General features: G+C 46.9%; 13 protein-coding genes and 1 tRNA gene. All 14 read right to left on the reverse strand.

Annotated features, from left to right (window positions below; genetic code table 11):
- A partial coding sequence (tuf, locus tag BM359_RS12920; RefSeq protein ID WP_074930896.1) for an elongation factor Tu occupies positions 1-983 on the reverse strand: 983 nt, incomplete at its 3' end.
- Positions 984-1,042: 59 nt separating this feature from the next.
- Complete coding sequence (gene fusA, locus BM359_RS12925; RefSeq protein ID WP_054491330.1) at positions 1,043-3,166, reverse strand: elongation factor G; 2,124 nt, start codon at positions 3,164-3,166, stop codon at positions 1,043-1,045.
- A gap of 28 nt (positions 3,167-3,194) precedes the next feature.
- On the reverse strand, positions 3,195-3,665 hold the full coding sequence (gene rpsG / locus BM359_RS12930; protein WP_054491331.1) for a 30S ribosomal protein S7: 471 nt from the start codon (positions 3,663-3,665) through the stop codon (positions 3,195-3,197).
- Positions 3,666-3,739: 74 nt separating this feature from the next.
- Positions 3,740-4,114: a 30S ribosomal protein S12 gene (gene rpsL / locus BM359_RS12935; protein ID WP_006956845.1), complete on the reverse strand. Its 375-nt coding sequence runs from the start codon at positions 4,112-4,114 to the stop codon at positions 3,740-3,742.
- Positions 4,115-4,320: 206 nt separating this feature from the next.
- A complete protein-coding gene (rpoC, locus tag BM359_RS12940; RefSeq protein ID WP_054491332.1) occupies positions 4,321-8,556 on the reverse strand; it encodes a DNA-directed RNA polymerase subunit beta' in 4,236 nt (1,411 codons plus the stop codon).
- 72 nt (positions 8,557-8,628) lie between these two features.
- The gene (gene rpoB / locus BM359_RS12945) at positions 8,629-12,657 is read right to left on the reverse strand and encodes a DNA-directed RNA polymerase subunit beta (protein WP_054491333.1); all 4,029 of its coding nucleotides are present in this window, start codon (positions 12,655-12,657) and stop codon (positions 8,629-8,631) included.
- A 218-nt stretch (positions 12,658-12,875) separates the two neighbouring features.
- Positions 12,876-13,250 (reverse strand): 50S ribosomal protein L7/L12, encoded by a 375-nt coding sequence (gene rplL, locus BM359_RS12950; protein WP_054491334.1) that lies wholly within the window; start codon positions 13,248-13,250, stop codon positions 12,876-12,878.
- A 54-nt stretch (positions 13,251-13,304) separates the two neighbouring features.
- Entirely contained in the window at positions 13,305-13,823 is a 519-nt protein-coding gene (gene rplJ, locus BM359_RS12955) for a 50S ribosomal protein L10 (RefSeq protein ID WP_054491335.1), read from the reverse strand.
- 265 nt (positions 13,824-14,088) lie between these two features.
- Positions 14,089-14,784 carry a 50S ribosomal protein L1 gene (gene rplA, locus BM359_RS12960; protein WP_054491336.1) on the reverse strand — a complete coding sequence of 232 codons (696 nt, stop codon included), beginning with the start codon at positions 14,782-14,784 and terminating at the stop codon, positions 14,089-14,091.
- A gap of 3 nt (positions 14,785-14,787) precedes the next feature.
- Positions 14,788-15,216: a 50S ribosomal protein L11 gene (gene rplK, locus BM359_RS12965; RefSeq protein ID WP_011233603.1), complete on the reverse strand. Its 429-nt coding sequence runs from the start codon at positions 15,214-15,216 to the stop codon at positions 14,788-14,790.
- A gap of 138 nt (positions 15,217-15,354) precedes the next feature.
- Complete coding sequence (nusG, locus tag BM359_RS12970; protein ID WP_054491337.1) at positions 15,355-15,894, reverse strand: transcription termination/antitermination protein NusG; 540 nt, start codon at positions 15,892-15,894, stop codon at positions 15,355-15,357.
- A 2-nt stretch (positions 15,895-15,896) separates the two neighbouring features.
- On the reverse strand, positions 15,897-16,277 hold the full coding sequence (gene secE, locus BM359_RS12975; protein WP_054491338.1) for a preprotein translocase subunit SecE: 381 nt from the start codon (positions 16,275-16,277) through the stop codon (positions 15,897-15,899).
- 47 nt (positions 16,278-16,324) lie between these two features.
- Positions 16,325-16,401 (reverse strand) — tRNA-Trp (locus tag BM359_RS12980).
- Positions 16,402-16,551: 150 nt separating this feature from the next.
- Positions 16,552-17,121: EF-Tu C-terminal domain-related protein (locus tag BM359_RS12985; RefSeq protein ID WP_268766559.1), on the reverse strand; the 570-nt coding region annotated here is incomplete at its 5' end.

A 17,121-nucleotide genomic window follows, 5' to 3' on the forward strand; every position in this document is an offset into this window, starting at 1 on the left:
CGGTAGCCTTTAAAGAATGGCGTATGACGGCCACCTTCGTCTTTGCTCAGTACGTAAACTTCTGCTTCGAACTTAGTATGCGGAGTGATAGTACCCGGCTTCGCCAATACCTGACCACGCTCTACTTCGTCACGCTTCGTACCACGCAACAAGGCACCGATGTTCTCACCTGCACGACCTTCGTCAAGCAGCTTACGGAACATTTCAACACCAGTAACAGTCGTCTTAGTGGTGTCCTTCATACCAACGATTTCACACTCGTCGCCTGTACGAACGATACCGCGCTCTACACGACCGGTTACTACCGTACCACGACCTGAAATCGAGAATACGTCTTCGATTGGCATGATGAACGGCTTGTCGATGTCACGCTCTGGCTCTGGGATGTAGGAATCCAGCGCATCCGCTAACTCAACAATTTTCTTCGCCCAGTCTTCGTCGCCTTCCAGCGCCTTAAGTGCTGAGCCCTGAATCACTGGCAGGTCGTCGCCCGGGAAGTCATACTCTGACAACAACTCACGAACTTCCATTTCTACCAGCTCTAACAGCTCTTCATCGTCTACCATGTCACATTTGTTCATGAATACTACGATGTAAGGAACGCCAACCTGACGTGAAAGCAGGATGTGCTCACGAGTCTGTGGCATTGGGCCGTCTGTTGCCGCTACTACCAGAATTGCGCCGTCCATCTGTGCAGCACCGGTGATCATGTTTTTAACATAGTCAGCGTGCCCCGGGCAGTCTACGTGCGCGTAGTGACGAGATGGCGTGTCATATTCAACGTGTGACGTTGAAATAGTAATACCACGCTCTTTCTCTTCTGGCGCGTTATCGATGGCTGCGAAGTCTTTCGCCGCACCACCATAAACTTTTGCCAAAACTGTTGTGATAGCAGCAGTCAGTGTAGTTTTACCGTGGTCAACATGACCAATGGTGCCGACGTTTACGTGCGGCTTCGAACGTTCAAATTTTTCTTTAGACATGATATATCCTCAAACTTAAGTTAAAAGCCCGGCCTCGAAAGAACCGGACCAGACCTTACTTATTTAGCGTTACGCTCCGCCATTACTTTTTCAGCAATGTTGTTTGGCGCTTCAGAGTATTTCAGAAACTCCATAGAGTAGGATGCACGACCCTGCGTTTGTGAACGCAAGTCTGTCGCGTAACCGAACATCTCTGACAGTGGCACTTGAGCATTAACTGCTTTCAAGCCACCCGGAGCTTCTTCCATACCATCGATAAGACCGCGGCGACGGTTCAAGTCACCAACGACATCACCCATAGATTCTTCCGGAGTGATAACTTCAACTTTCATTGTTGGCTCTAACAATGCTGGGTTAGCTTGTAATGCACCTTTTTTGAAGGCCATGCTACCAGCAATTTTAAATGCCATTTCAGAAGAGTCGACATCGTGGTAGGAACCGTCATACAGCGTCGCTTTAACACCCAGTACAGGATAGCCAGCCAAGACGCCTTGTTGCATCTGTTCTTGGATACCCTTGTCTACCGCAGGGATGTACTCTTTCGGTACAACACCACCCACAATTTCGTTCACGAATTTGTAAATAACGTCATCGCCGTTATCGTCTTCTTCGATAGTCATCGGTTCAAGTTTAATCCAAACGTGACCAAACTGACCACGACCACCTGATTGACGTACGAATTTGCCTTCGACTTCAACTGACTCACGAATTGCTTCGCGATAAGCAACCTGAGGCTGACCTACGTTACATTCAACCTTGAATTCACGTTTCATACGGTCAACGAGGATATCCAGGTGAAGTTCACCCATACCAGAAATGATTGTCTGGCCAGATTCTTCGTCTGTCTTAACACGGAACGATGGATCTTCTGCTGCCAGTTTACCTAAAGCAATACCCATTTTTTCCTGGTCAGCTTTGGTTTTTGGCTCTACTGCAACCGAAATAACCGGTTCAGGGAACTCCATACGCTCAAGTGTGATTTTATGAGCTGGATCACACAGCGTGTCACCAGTAGTAACGTCTTTAAGACCAATCAGTGCGGCGATGTCACCTGCGCGAACTTCTTTGATCTCTTCACGGCTGTTTGAGTGCATCTGTACCATACGGCCAACGCGTTCTTTTTTGTTCTTAACTGGGTTAACAACACCGTCGCCCTGGTTCAATACACCAGAGTAAACGCGAACGAACGTCAAGGTACCAACAAATGGGTCAGTCGCAATTTTAAACGCCAGAGCTGAGAATGGTTCTTCATCAGACGACTTACGTACGCCTTCAGATTCATCATCCAAAATACCGGTAATAGGCTTAACTTCTGTTGGCGATGGCAAGTATTCAATAACAGCGTCAAGCACTGCCTGAACACCTTTGTTTTTGAACGCAGAACCACAAGAAACCAGACAGAGGTCATTAGCCAGAGTACGAGTACGCAAGCCTTGCTTGATTTCGTCTTCGGTTAACTCACCTTCTTCCAGGTATTTAGTCATCAATTCTTCGTTAGCTTCAGCCGCAGCTTCTACTAACTCAGCATGATATTTTTCGCATTCATCAACCATCTCGGCAGGGATATCTTCATAAGTGAATGAAGTACCCATGTCTTCTTCGCTCCAGTTGATGAACTTCATTTTAACTAAGTCCACTACGCCGCGGAAGTTGTCTTCTGCGCCTACTGGTAACTGCATCGGAACAGCCTGAGCCGCCAAACGCGTTTTCATTTGGTGAACAACAGATAAGAAGTCTGCGCCTGCACGGTCCATCTTGTTGACGAATACCATGCGCGGTACTTCATATTTGTTTGCCTGACGCCAAACTGTTTCAGTTTGAGGCTGGACACCAGATGATGCACAAAGTACAACAACAGCACCGTCAAGAACACGCAGAGAACGTTCAACTTCGATAGTGAAGTCAACGTGTCCAGGAGTATCGATGATGTTTACACGATGCTCAGGGAACTGCTTGTCCATACCCTGCCAGAAACAGGTGGTAGCTGCCGACGTGATAGTGATACCACGCTCTTGTTCTTGCTCCATCCAGTCCATGGTGGCTGCACCATCGTGCACCTCACCAATTTTGTGAGACAAGCCTGTATAAAACAACACACGTTCAGTTGTGGTTGTTTTACCGGCGTCTACGTGAGCACAGATACCGATATTACGATAGCGCTCAATGGAAGTCTTACGAGCCACAATAAACTCCTTCTAGGTTAACTGTGAATTACCAGCGATAGTGAGCAAACGCTTTGTTTGCTTCTGCCATGCGGTGAACGTCTTCACGTTTCTTCACAGCTGACCCTTTGTTTTCCGATGCATCTAGCATTTCAGCTGCCAGACGCTGCGACATAGATTTTTCACCACGGGTGCGCGCTGCATCAACTAACCAGCGCATAGCCAGTGCGTTACGACGAACTGGACGAACTTCAACCGGAACCTGATACGTAGAACCGCCAACACGACGAGATTTAACCTCGACTGTAGGGCGAACGTTTTCTAATGCTGTATCAAAAACTTCCAGATGATCTTTACCTGACTTGTCTGCCAGGATGTCCAATGCACCGTAAATAATTTTTTCAGCGACTGCTTTCTTGCCGTCAACCATGACGACATTGATAAATTTGGCCAACAATTCAGATCCGAACTTAGGATCTGGAAGGATTTTACGTTGACCTATGACGCGTCTTCTTGGCATCTCAATATTCTCCGATTAATTCAGGGTATTACCCAAAACGTATACGACAGTTTGGCCTTACTAACGGAGAACCGTTAAGATTTAGGCCGCTTCGCGCCGTACTTAGAACGACCTTGTTTACGGTCATTAACACCAGAGCAGTCAAGTGCTCCGCGTACTGTGTGATAACGCACACCTGGCAAGTCTTTTACACGACCGCCACGAATTAGTACGACTGAGTGTTCTTGTAAGTTGTGACCTTCGCCACCGATGTACGAAGAAACTTCGTAACCGTTCGTTAAACGAACACGGCAAACTTTACGCATTGCTGAGTTCGGTTTCTTTGGCGTAGTTGTGTAAACACGGGTACATACACCGCGTTTTTGAGGGCACGCTTCAAGAGCCGGAACGTTGCTTTTCACAACGGGCTTTTGACGGCCTTTACGCACCAGCTGATTAACTGTTGCCATTCATTACTCCTAGTTTAGTTGATGTCGCTTTTTACCACGTGTATAGAGCGTGAAAAATCGCTTTCTTCCGACCACTGAAAGTCGGATCCCGAAAATCGGGAGCGGAAATTCTAATGGTCATATTTTCGCCTGTCAAGGCTATACAAAAGAAGCCGGCACTTTTACAGTACCGGCTTCTGTACACGAACGTTAAAAACGTTCGCTAATTATTCTGCAGAATCATCACCTGCAGAACTATTTCCAGCATTTAAGGCATCCGCAAGTTGTTGCTCTGCCTGCTCTGCAGTCATGGTTGGCTCGATATCAACATTCAGTTCATCCAGTCGACGCTGCATGCGCTCTTTGTGATATGAGTAACCTGTACCCGCAGGAATCAGACGACCAACAATTACGTTTTCTTTCAGTCCACGTAAGCTGTCTTTCTTACCGCCAACTGCTGCTTCGGTAAGAACACGCGTTGTTTCCTGGAACGAAGCCGCTGAAATAAACGATTCAGTCGACAACGATGCCTTGGTAATACCCAACAACTGACGTTCAAACGTTGCTGGTTTCTTACCATCCGCTTCCGCTTTTGCGTTAGCGGCTAACACTTCTGACATTTCAACCATCTCGCCTTCCAGCAAGTTAGTATCGCCAGCACGTAAAATAAGGGCTTTACGCAGCATTTGACGAACAATAGTTTCAATGTGCTTATCGTTAATTTTTACACCTTGCAGGCGATAAACTTCCTGCACTTCATTAACGATGTAGTTAGCCACAGCACTAACGCCACGTAGGCGGAGAATATCGTGAGGTGCTTCAGGACCATCGGCGATAACTTCACCTTTAGTCACTTGCTCACCTTCGAACACGTTCAGCTGACGCCACTTCGGAATCATCTCTTCGTGCTGATCGCCACCGTCTGTTGGGGTGATCAATAAACGGCGTTTACCTTTGGTTTCTTTACCGAAGGAAACTGTACCTGTTTTCTCTGCAAGAATTGCTGGTTCTTTTGGCTTACGCGCTTCGAACAAGTCAGCAACTCGTGGCAGACCACCGGTAATATCGCGAGTCTTAGAACCTTCCTGTGGAATACGCGCTAAGGTATCACCAATTCTAACCTCGGAATTATCTTCCAGGTTAATGATAGCGTTACCCGGCAAGAAGTATTGCGCCGGAATGTCAGTACCTGCGATGTTTACGTCGTTGCCTTTAGCATCAACCAACTTAACCATTGGACGCATGTCTTTACCGGCACTGGTACGTTGACCAGTTTCCAGTACAACGATGCTTGAAAGGCCAGTCAGCTCATCCGTTTGACGTGTCATAGTGACGCCATCAATCAAATCAACAAACTTAATGCGACCTTCTACCTCGGTAATGATTGGGTGCGTGTGCGGGTCCCAGTTAGCAACAGTTTCGCCGCCGTCTACTGGGTCGCCTTCACCTTTCTTCAGAACCGCACCGTAAGGTACTTTGTAACGTTCACGCTCACGACCATACTCGTCAATCAGCGTTAGCTCGGTTGAACGTGATGTAATAACGTGTGCTTTATCGCTGTTTACAACCCACTTGGCGTTGTGCAGCTTGATAGAGCCAGGGTTTTTCACCTGAATGTTGTTTTCAGCTGTCGCACGAGATGCCGCACCACCAATGTGGAAGGTACGCATGGTTAACTGTGTACCCGGCTCACCGATTGACTGTGCTGCAATAACACCAACCGCTTCACCCTGGTTAACCATGTGGCCACGAGCCAGGTCACGACCGTAACAGTGCGAACAAACACCAAAGTCTGTATCACAGGTGATAACCGAACGAACTTTAACCTCGTCGATAGAGTTCTCTTCTAACAAGTCACACATTTTCTCATCAAGTAATGTGTTTCTTGGAAGCAACTCTTCTTCGCTGCCAGGCTTCATTACCGGCTCACAAAGTACTCGACCCAGTACACGTTCACGCAATGGCTCTACCACGTCTCCGCCTTCAATCAACGGTTTCATGTAAAGACCTTCGTATGTGCCACAGTCTTCTTCCATGATCACAACGTCTTGCGATACGTCAACCAGACGACGCGTCAGGTAACCTGAGTTCGCTGTCTTCAGTGCCGTATCGGCCAAACCTTTACGCGCACCGTGCGTAGAGATGAAGTACTGAAGTACGTTCAAACCTTCACGGAAGTTAGCCACGATTGGCGTCTCGATGATTGAGCCATCTGGCTTAGCCATCAAACCACGCATACCAGCCAACTGACGAATCTGTGCGGGGCTACCACGAGCGCCTGAATCCGCCATCATAAAGACCGAGTTGAATGACGCTTGCTCTTCGTCTTCACCGTCTTTATTTTTAACGATTTCTTTCGACAGGTTATCCATCATTGCTTTCGAGACTTTCTCGTTAGCAGTTGACCAAATATCGATAACTTTGTTGTATTTCTCACCCGCAGTTACCAGGCCTGACTCGAACTGTTCCTGAATTTCAGCAACTTCATCTTCTGCTGCAGAAACAATTTCTTTCTTCGCTTCAGGGATAACCATGTCATTAATACCGACAGATGCACCTGAGACCATTGCATAATGGAAACCGGTATACATAATTTGGTCAGCAAAAATAACCGTATCTTTCAAACCAAGGTCACGGTATGCCTGGTTCAGCATACGACCAATTGGCTTTTTACCCATAGCCTGGTTGATCAGCTCAAACGGCAGACCTTCTGGCATAATCAGTGACAAAATGGCACGGCCACAGGTGGTATCGCGCAATTCTGTTTTCGTTGTGCGGTTACCGTCTTCATCAATGGTGGTATCGGTGATACGCACTTTAACGCGACTGTGTAACTCGACTTGACCCGTACGATAGGCTTTTTCAACCTCGTTCGGATCTTTGAAAATCATGCCTTCGCCTTTACCGTTGATTTTTTCTTTGGTCATGTAATAAAGACCAAGTACAACGTCCTGCGAAGGAACGATGATTGGATCGCCACTTGCTGGTGACAGTACGTTGTTGGTAGACATCATCAACGCACGTGCTTCTAACTGCGCTTCTAGCGTCAGCGGCAAGTGCACAGCCATTTGGTCACCGTCAAAGTCGGCGTTATAAGCCGCACAGACCAATGGGTGCAACTGAATGGCTTTACCTTCAATCAGTACCGGTTCAAACGCCTGGATACCCAAACGGTGAAGTGTCGGTGCACGGTTAAGCAGTACTGGGTGTTCTTTGATGACTTCATCAAGTACGTCCCAAACTTCTGCCGTTTCGCGCTCAACCATTTTCTTCGCTGCTTTAATGGTTGTCGCTAAACCACGACGCTCTAATTTACCGTAGATGAACGGCTTGAACAGTTCCAGAGCCATCTTCTTAGGTAAACCACACTGGTGCAGTCGTAACTTAGGACCAACGGTAATAACCGAACGGCCTGAGTAGTCAACACGTTTACCCAGCAAGTTCTGACGGAAACGACCCTGTTTACCTTTGATCATGTCTGCCAAAGATTTCAGAGGACGCTTGTTAGAACCAGTAATAGCACGACCACGACGACCGTTATCTAACAACGCATCAACCGCTTCCTGAAGCATACGTTTTTCGTTGCGCACAATAATATCTGGTGCAGCAAGGTCTAATAAGCGCTTCAAACGGTTGTTACGGTTAATAACGCGACGATATAAGTCGTTAAGATCCGATGTCGCAAAACGACCACCATCCAAAGGTACCAACGGACGCAAGTCTGGTGGCAGGATTGGGAGTACTTTTAAGATCATCCACTCAGGCTTATTGCCTGATACCTGGAAAGCCTCTAGTAACTTCAGTCGTTTGCTGATTTTCTTACGTTTAGTTTCTGAATTAGTCTCAGGTAACTCTTCGCGCAACTTCTGAATATCGCCGTCGATATCCACAGCACGTAATAGATCCAGAACAGCTTCTGCACCCATTTTGGCGTCAAATTCATCACCGTGTTCTTCAAGTGCGTCTAAGTATTCGTCTTCTGTCAGAATTTGACCCTGCTCCAGAGACGTTAAGCCACCTTCAGTTACAACGTAAGATTCAAAGTAAAGTACACGCTCGATGTCACGCAGCGTCATATCCAGCATTAAACCAATACGCGAAGGTAATGATTTAAGGAACCAGATATGGGCAACTGGGCTCGCCAGCTCAATGTGACCCATGCGCTCACGGCGTACTTTAGTCAAGGTGACTTCTACGCCACACTTTTCACAAATAACACCACGGTGTTTCAGGCGCTTGTATTTACCACACAAGCACTCATAGTCTTTTACCGGACCAAAAATACGAGCACAGAACAAACCATCACGTTCAGGTTTGAAGGTACGGTAATTAATAGTCTCAGGTTTTTTCACCTCACCATATGACCAACTACGGATCATATCTGGAGACGAAAGAGCGATGCGAATACCATCAAACTCTTCTGCCTGATTCGTCGGCTTTAAAAGCTTCAGCAAGTCTTTCACGATTTATCTCCTGTCGGAGTTCAACCTACGGGGAGCGCAAGCACTCCCCCAATTTATTCCAGCAACAGCGTCTTAGTTCTGTTCTAGCTCGATATTGATGCCCAGCGAGCGGATTTCTTTCAACAATACGTTGAAGGATTCCGGCATGCCCGCTTCCATCTGCAAGTTGTTGTCGACAATGTTTTTGTACATCTTCGTACGACCGTTCACGTCGTCCGACTTAACTGTCAACATTTCTTGCAAGGTATAAGCCGCACCATATGCTTCCAGTGCCCACACTTCCATCTCACCGAAGCGCTGACCACCAAACTGAGCTTTACCACCCAGTGGTTGTTGAGTAACCAAGCTGTACGAGCCAGTTGAACGTGCGTGCATCTTATCGTCAACCAAGTGGTTCAATTTGAGCATGTACATGTAACCAACAGTTACGTCACGTTCAAATTTATCACCAGTACGACCGTCAAATAACGGAATCTGACCTGATTCAGGTAAGTCTGCCAGCTTCAACAACGCTTTAATTTCTTCTTCCACTGCACCATCAAATACTGGTGTAGCAGTAGGCAGACCCGCTTTCAAGTTACCGGCTAAACGCATGACTTCATCATCAGAAAACTCACTAATGTCGACTTTCTGGCGACATTCGCCTAAGTCATACACTTGCTGTAAGAAATCACGCAATTCTTTGATAGCACGCTGCTGTTTCAGCATCTTATCAATCTTGCTACCGATACCGCGCGCAGCCATACCTAAGTGCGTTTCCAGAATCTGACCGATGTTCATCCGCGAAGGTACACCCAACGGGTTCAATACGATATCTACTGGGTTACCTTCATCATCGTGCGGCATGTCTTCCACAGGGATGATAGTTGAGATAACACCTTTGTTACCGTGACGGCCAGCCAGCTTATCACCAGGCTGAATGCTACGACGGACTGCTAAGTAAACTTTAACGATTTTCAGAACACCCGGCGCTAAATCATCGCCTTGAGTGATCTTGCGACGTTTAGTCTCAAACTTAGTGTCGAAGTCATCGCGAATTTGCTGATACTGCTCAGCAATTTGCTCAAGTTGAGCCTGAGCGTCTTCGTTACCTAAGTCTTGAGTTAACCAGCTTGCACGATCCACACTTGCCAGCTTGGCTTCATCAAAGCCATTACTTAGCAACAGGTTACGAGCACGGTTGTAAATACCTTCTTCAAGAATCTTAAATTCTTCTGTCAGGTCTTTCTTAACCTTAGCCAGCTGCATTTCTTCAATCGCTACCGCACGCTTGTCTTTTTCTACGCCGTCACGAGTGAATACTTGCACGTCAATAACAGTACCGTTAACACCATTTGGAACACGCAGTGAGCTGTCTTTAACATCAGACGCTTTCTCACCGAAGATTGCTCTCAAAAGCTTCTCTTCAGGCGTTAACTGAGTTTCACCTTTAGGCGTTACTTTACCAACCAGAATGTCGCCGCCGTTAACTTCTGCACCGACATAAACAACACCGGACTCATCCAGCTTGCCTAATGCAGATTCACCAACGTTTGGTATATCAGAGGTAATTTCCTCAGCACCCAATTTGGTATCACGAGCAACACAGTTTAATTCTTGAATATGGATGGTTGTCATCCGATCTTCTTGCGCTACGCGCTCAGAAATCAGAATCGAATCCTCGAAGTTATAACCATTCCAAGGCATGAAGGCCACGCGCATGTTCTGACCCAGTGCGAGTTCACCTAAGTCAGTTGACGGACCGTCAGCTAAAACGTCACCGCGAGTCACAGGTTCGCCTGGATTCACAGTCGGTTTCTGGTTAATACAAGTGTTCTGGTTAGAACGCGTGTATTTGGTCAGGTTATAAATGTCGATGCCCGCTTCACCCGGAACCATCTCTTCTTCGTTAACCTTAACAACGATACGACTGGCATCTACGTAGTCGACCACACCGCCACGCTTAGCAACAACGGTAACACCGGAGTCAACTGCGATTGTGCGTTCGATACCAGTACCAACTAACGGCTTATCTGCGCGTAAAGTCGGTACAGCCTGACGTTGCATGTTCGAGCCCATCAAGGCTCGGTTAGCATCATCGTGTTCCAGGAACGGAATCATGCTTGCTGCAATAGAAACGATCTGCTGTGGGGCAACATCCATGTACTGGACTTGCTCTTTACTCATCAGCGTAAATTCGTTTTTATGACGGCATGGCACTAAATCTTCTGTCAATTCGCCTTTGTCGTTCAGCCCTACGTTCGCCTGAGCGATAACATAGTTGCCTTCTTCAATAGCCGACAAGTAATTAACATCGTCTGTTACAACACCATTCTCTATACGACGATAAGGCGTTTCTAAAAAGCCATATTCGTTGGTACGCGAGAACGTAGACAGCGAGTTAATCAGACCGATGTTCGGTCCTTCCGGCGTTTCGATTGGGCACAAACGACCATAGTGCGTTGGGTGTACGTCACGAACTTCGAAGCCTGCACGTTCACGAGTCAAACCACCCGGACCTAACGCAGAGATACGACGTTTGTGCGTCACTTCTGACAATGGGTTGTTTTGGTCCATGAATTGCGACAGCTGGCTTGAGCCAAAGAACTCTTTAACCGCGGCACTAATTGGCTTCGCGTTGATAAGATCCTGTGGCATGGTGTTATCTAAATCACCCAGCGACAAGCGTTCTTTTACTGCACGTTCTACACGTACCAAACCAACACGGAATTGGTTTTCTGCCATTTCACCGACTGAACGGATACGGCGGTTACCCAGGTGGTCAATATCATCAACTTCATCTAAACCGTTACGGATTTCGATGAGCTTTTTCATGACATCAACGATGTCTTCTCTGGATAACGTATTATCACCACTTAAGTCATCACGACCTAAACGACGATTAAACTTCATGCGACCGACTGTTGATAAATCGTAGCGTTCTTCACTGAAGAACAAGTTATCAAACAGAGTTTCTGCAGCTTCACGCGTTGGTGGCTCGCCCGGGCGCATCATGCGGTAGATTTCAACTAAGGCTTCTAAGCGATTGTTACTTGAATCTACACGCAAGGTTTCGCTCATGTATGGACCATGGTCCAAATCATTGACGAACAGCGTTTCAATTTTCTTAATACCAGCTTCGCTAAGCTCAGCGATAAGCTCAAGAGTCAGCACATCGTTAGCATGGCCAACAACTTCGCCGGTTTTCTTGTCGGCATAGTCTTTCGCTAATACTTTTCCAACCATGTATTCAGCCGGCACTTCCATTTCTTTAATACCCAGCTGTTCAAGCTGGCGAATATGGCGTGCGGTGATACGACGGCCTTTTTCGACCAAAACTTCGCCTTCAGCGCCTTTAATGTCAAACTTGGCGGTTTCGCCACGCAGACGCTCAGGCACTAACTGCATCTTCACCTTAGTTTTAAGGATCTCGAAGTAAGTAGTGTCGAAGAACATATCGAGGATTTCTTCAGTGCTGTATTCCAATGCACGAAGAATAATAGACGCCGGTAATTTACGACGACGGTCGATACGTACAAAAACGTTGTCTTTAGGATCAAATTCAAAATCCAACCAAGAGCCACGGTAAGGAATAACACGCGCGTTATACAGGACTTTACCTGACGAGTGAGATTTACCTTTATCGTGATCAAAGAACACACCAGGTGAACGGTGGAGCTGAGAAACGATAACTCGCTCTGTGCCATTGATAACGAAAGTTCCGTTTTCTGTCATTAACGGAATTTCGCCCATGTACACTTCTTGTTCTTTAATGTCTTTAACTGTACCGGCAGCTGCTTCTTTATCAAACAGCACCAGACGCAGTTTCACACGCAATGGTGCTGAGTAGGTAATGCCACGGATTTGACATTCTTCAACGTCAAACGCCGGCTCACCCATGTGATAACTGACGTACTGCAGTTCCGCATTACCAGAATAACTGGCAATAGGAAAAACCGAACGAAAAGCCGCTTCCAGACCATTATTGGCTTCTGGATCGACTTCAATAAATTTCTTAAATGAATCAAGCTGCATAGACAGCAAATAAGGAACTTCTAAGACCTGAGGTCGTTTACCGAAATCCTTACGAATACGTTTTTTTTCAGAGTAGGAGTACGCCATGGGGTTCCTCAGCTAGCTGATTGATGACCCTAACCAACGAGTGGTTCGATGGTTAAAAACAGATTAATCTTTTATCTGTCGATCCCGTTGTTATCTTTTTTCGCTTATCTGTATCCAACGTCGGGCAAAATGATACAAGCGATACAGCGCAAAAAGGCTGGTGGTTAATTAACCACCAGCCCAAGGCCTAAAAGGCCATATGTCGTACAAAAGTGAAATTACTTAACTTCAACTTCCGCACCAGCTTCTTCAAGCTGCTTTTTCAGCTCTTCAGCTTCGTCTTTGCTTACACCTTCTTTGACTGCTACTGGTGCAGACTCAACCATAGCTTTAGCTTCTTTCAAGCCAAGGCCAGTTGCGCCGCGAACAGCTTTGATAGCGGCAACTTTGTTAGCGCCAGCTGCTTTCAGCATTACGTCAAATTCAGTTTTCTCTTCAGCTGCTGCTTCGCCGCCTGCTGCTGGAGCAGCTACTGCTACTGCTGCAGATGCGTCAACGCCGAATTTTTCTTCAGCTGCTTCGATCAATTCAACCAGTTCCATTACTGGCATTTCAGCGATCGCGTTTAAGATGTCGTCTTTAGTCAGAGCCATTACTCTAAACTCCTGGGTTGATAATTACAAAAAATGGTTAAAAAAACCAACGTATTATTTAGCGTCTTTAATTGCAGCCAACGTTCTAACGAACTTGCTAGGTACTTCGTTAACAGTTTTAACGAATTTGCTAACAGGTTCTTTGAAGGTGGCGAGCAATTTAGCCAATGCTTCGTCACGAGTCGGAAGTGAAGCAACTGCATCCAGTTTTTCTGGACCCATGATGCCATTACCGATTGACAGAGCTGTCACTTGCAAGTTCTTGTTTTCTTTTGAGAAGTCTTTGAACAAACGAGCTGATGTGCCCGGTGCGTCCATTGAAAACCCATAAACAAGAGGTCCTTTAAGTGCATCGCCCATGTCTTCAAACTGTGTGCCTTCAAAAGCGCGTTTTGCTAGTGTATTTCGTACAACTTTAACGAAAATACCCTGCTCACGAGCTTTCTTGCGCAGCGCAGTCATATCGGCTACTTCGATGCCTCGATATTCAGCAACGGTGACGGCTAGCGCATTTGAAGCAACTTCGTTAACTTCCTTAACGATGGCTTTCTTTCCGGCTAAACCAATTGCCACTGATATCACCTCGTTTTCAATTTGGGACCGAAGTCCCTCGTTACAATTAGGTGGGATAAACCCACCGCGTTGTCACGGTGATTCTCTACCCAGAGAGCCTGAGTCGGATATCACCATCTGCGTAGGAAATTAAGTGCCACTACCCAATATTCCGGGATACTCGCGGTACACCTACGGTCTTGGACGGGAGCCTTGCTTTGTTGCGACTTAGCAACGCCGCGGCAGCTCCAACCCATAAACCATTACATTAACCGAACTGAGCGAATTAAACCGCTGCTACAGTTGCCTGGTCAATGCTTACACCAGCGCCCATCGTTGTAGACAAGCTGATGCGTTTTAAGTAAACACCTTTAGCCGATGAAGGCTTCGCTTTCTTAAGAGCGGCCAACAAGGCTTCAAGGTTTTCTTTCAATTTGTCGTTATCGAAATCTACACGGCCGATTGTTGCGTGAACAATACCGTTTTTGTCGTTGCGATAGCGAACCTGACCTGCTTTAGCGTTTTTAACCGCTGTTGCTACGTCAGGTGTTACAGTACCTGTTTTCGGGTTAGGCATCAGGCCGCGTGGACCTAAGATTTGACCTAGTTGACCGACTACACGCATTGCGTCAGGCGAAGCCACGACTACGTCGAAGTTCATCTCGCCTTTCTTAACTTGCTCTGCCAGGTCTTCCATACCAACGATGTCAGCACCGGCTTCTTTCGCTTTCTCTGCATTGTCACCTGAAGTGAATACAGCGACGCGAACGTCACGACCAGTACCGTTTGGCAGTACAGTAGCACCACGAACGTTTTGGTCAGATTTACGAGCATCGATGCCTAAGTTTACTGCGACATCAACACTTTCAGTGAATTTTGCTGTTGCTAACTCTTTTAACAGAGTGATAGCTTCATTCACATCGTAATCACGGGCTTCAACTTTCTCTGCGATCATACGAGCGCGTTTTGTTAATTTAGCCATTGATTAGCCCTCCACGTTCAAGCCCATCGCACGAGCAGAGCCGGCGATAGTGCGTACAGCTGCGTCCATGTCGGCAGCAGTCAAGTCAGGTTCTTTAGTCTTAGCAATTTCTTCTAATTGCGCGCGAGTTACCGTACCAACTTTCTTGGTGTTTGGCTCGCCTGAACCACTTTTGATACCAGCCGCTTTCTTCAATAAGAAAGACGCAGGAGGTGTTTTAGTAATAAATGTGAATGAACGGTCTTCGAAGACTGTGATTTCAACAGGAACCGGCGCACCTTTTTCAAGGCTATCGGTTTGCGCGTTGAACGCTTTACAGAATTCCATGATGTTCACACCGTGCTGACCCAATGCAGGACCAACTGGCGGTGACGGGTTAGCTGAACCAGCAGCTACCTGTAATTTGATAATGGCCGATACTTTCTTCGCCATGATAATTACCTCTGTTGTGGGTTTAACGCCTCGTAACTTTTCAGAGGAAAGTTACTCTAACGGCTTCCCGTTAAAAAAGGACGCGAATTATAAGTGACTTCGCGCCATAGATCAATCATTGTCTTGCTGCTTTTTTGATCAAGCTTTTTCTATCTGACCAAACTCAAGCTCAACTGGCGTTGCGCGGCCAAAGATTGAAACAGAAACCGTTACACGGCTTTTCTCGTAATCAACCTCTTCAACCGTACCGTTAAAGTCAGCAAAAGGTCCGTCATTTACGCGAACCACTTCGCCTGGCTCAAACAAGGTCTTAGGCTTAGGCTTGTCTGCAGAATCTTGTAAGCGATCCAGAATAGCGTCAGCTTCTTTCTTGGAGATAGGGGTTGGGCGGTCACTGCTGCCACCGATAAAACCAAGTACGCGGGGCACGCTTTTAATTAAGTGCCATGCATCTTCGTCCATGTCCATTTCGACCAAAACGTAACCTGGGAAGAATTTACGCTCGCTTTTGCGACGAACGCCACCGCGCATTTCAACCACTTCTTCTTTCGGTACAAGAATTTCGCCGAACTTGTCTTCCATACCATGCATTTTGATATGTTCTTTCAGAGACTCGGCAACACGTGCCTCATAACCGGAAAAAGCTTGTACGACGTACCAACGTTTCTTATCGCTCATGGTTAAATCTCCAATCCGGTTAAGAAGCCAACCACACGAACCAGGATCCCATCAAGGCCCCAAAGAATAAGTGCAACAATAACAGTGGCAACAATAACTATAAGCGTGGTCTGAGTTGCTTCCTGACGCGATGGCCAAACAACCTTTCTTACTTCGGTGCGGCTTTCTTTAGCAAACGACAGGAAGGTTCTTCCTTTCGTCGTCGTGCTCGCAAAGAAACCTGCTAAGGCCACTAAAACAACCACAGCAATAGCGCGATATAAAACCGACACTTCTTCTGTGTAATAGTGATTACCGCCAATAGCAACAACTAAAAGGGCGATTGCGATTATCCATTTCAAACTGTTCAACGAACTGCTCTGCGTCTCGTTATTTGCGCTCATTCTTTAATCCTAGTTGCGACCGGTCTTCGCTTTGAATCAATAAAATCTGGCAGGGGCGGAGGGATTCGAACCCCCAACCGTCGGTTTTGGAGACCGCTGTTCTACCAATTGGAACTACGCCCCTAAATTTGCCTACCCTACAATTGGTGCAGGATTGGACGCGGTATTATACCTATTATGGTTTTTGACGCAAGCCCAGCCGACGCGCATGTCGGCTTTTACAGGCATAAAAAAGCCCGGCCGAAGCCGGGCTCTTAAAATCAACAGGACAGCATTAGTCCATGATTTTTGATACAACGCCTGCACCTACGGTACGGCCACCCTCACGGATAGCGAAACGCAGACCTTCGTCCATTGCGATTGGAGCAATCAGCTCCACAACAAACTTCAGGTTATCACCAGGCATAACCATTTCTACGCCTTCTGGCAATTCTACAGCACCAGTGACGTCCGTTGTACGGAAGTAGAACTGTGGACGGTAGCCTTTAAAGAATGGCGTATGACGGCCACCTTCGTCTTTGCTCAGTACGTAAACTTCTGCTTCGAACTTAGTATGCGGAGTGATAGTACCTGGCTTCGCCAATACCTGACCACGCTCTACTTCGTCACGCTTCGTACCACGCAACAAGGCGCCGATGTTCTCACCTGCACGACCTTCGTCAAGCAGCTTACGGAACATTTCAACACCAGTAACAGTCGTCTTCGTGGTGTCTTTCATACCAACGATTTCACACTCGTCGCCTGTACGCACGATACCGCGCTCTACACGACCGGTTACTACCGTACCACGACCTGAAATCGAGAATACGTCTTCGATTGGCATGATGAACGGCTTGTCGATGTC

It is taken from the genome of Idiomarina abyssalis, assembly GCF_900116625.1.
Lineage (GTDB): Bacteria > Pseudomonadota > Gammaproteobacteria > Enterobacterales > Alteromonadaceae > Idiomarina > Idiomarina abyssalis.

Bases quoted from the DNA above. Each gene is read 5' to 3' on its own strand.
- rpsG (WP_054491331.1), bottom strand. From the start codon at position 3,665: ATGCCAAGAAGACGCGTCATAGGTCAACGTAAAATCCTTCCAGATCCT.
- rpsL (WP_006956845.1), bottom strand. From the start codon at position 4,114: ATGGCAACAGTTAATCAGCTGGTGCGTAAAGGCCGTCAAAAGCCCGTT.
- rpoB (WP_054491333.1), bottom strand. From the start codon at position 12,657: ATGGCGTACTCCTACTCTGAAAAAAAACGTATTCGTAAGGATTTCGGT.
- rplL (WP_054491334.1), bottom strand. From the start codon at position 13,250: ATGGCTCTGACTAAAGACGACATCTTAAACGCGATCGCTGAAATGCCA.
- rplA (WP_054491336.1), bottom strand. From the start codon at position 14,784: ATGGCTAAATTAACAAAACGCGCTCGTATGATCGCAGAGAAAGTTGAA.
- rplK (WP_011233603.1), bottom strand. From the start codon at position 15,216: ATGGCGAAGAAAGTATCGGCCATTATCAAATTACAGGTAGCTGCTGGT.
- nusG (WP_054491337.1), bottom strand. From the start codon at position 15,894: ATGAGCGATAAGAAACGTTGGTACGTCGTACAAGCTTTTTCCGGTTAT.
- secE (WP_054491338.1), bottom strand. From the start codon at position 16,277: ATGAGCGCAAATAACGAGACGCAGAGCAGTTCGTTGAACAGTTTGAAA.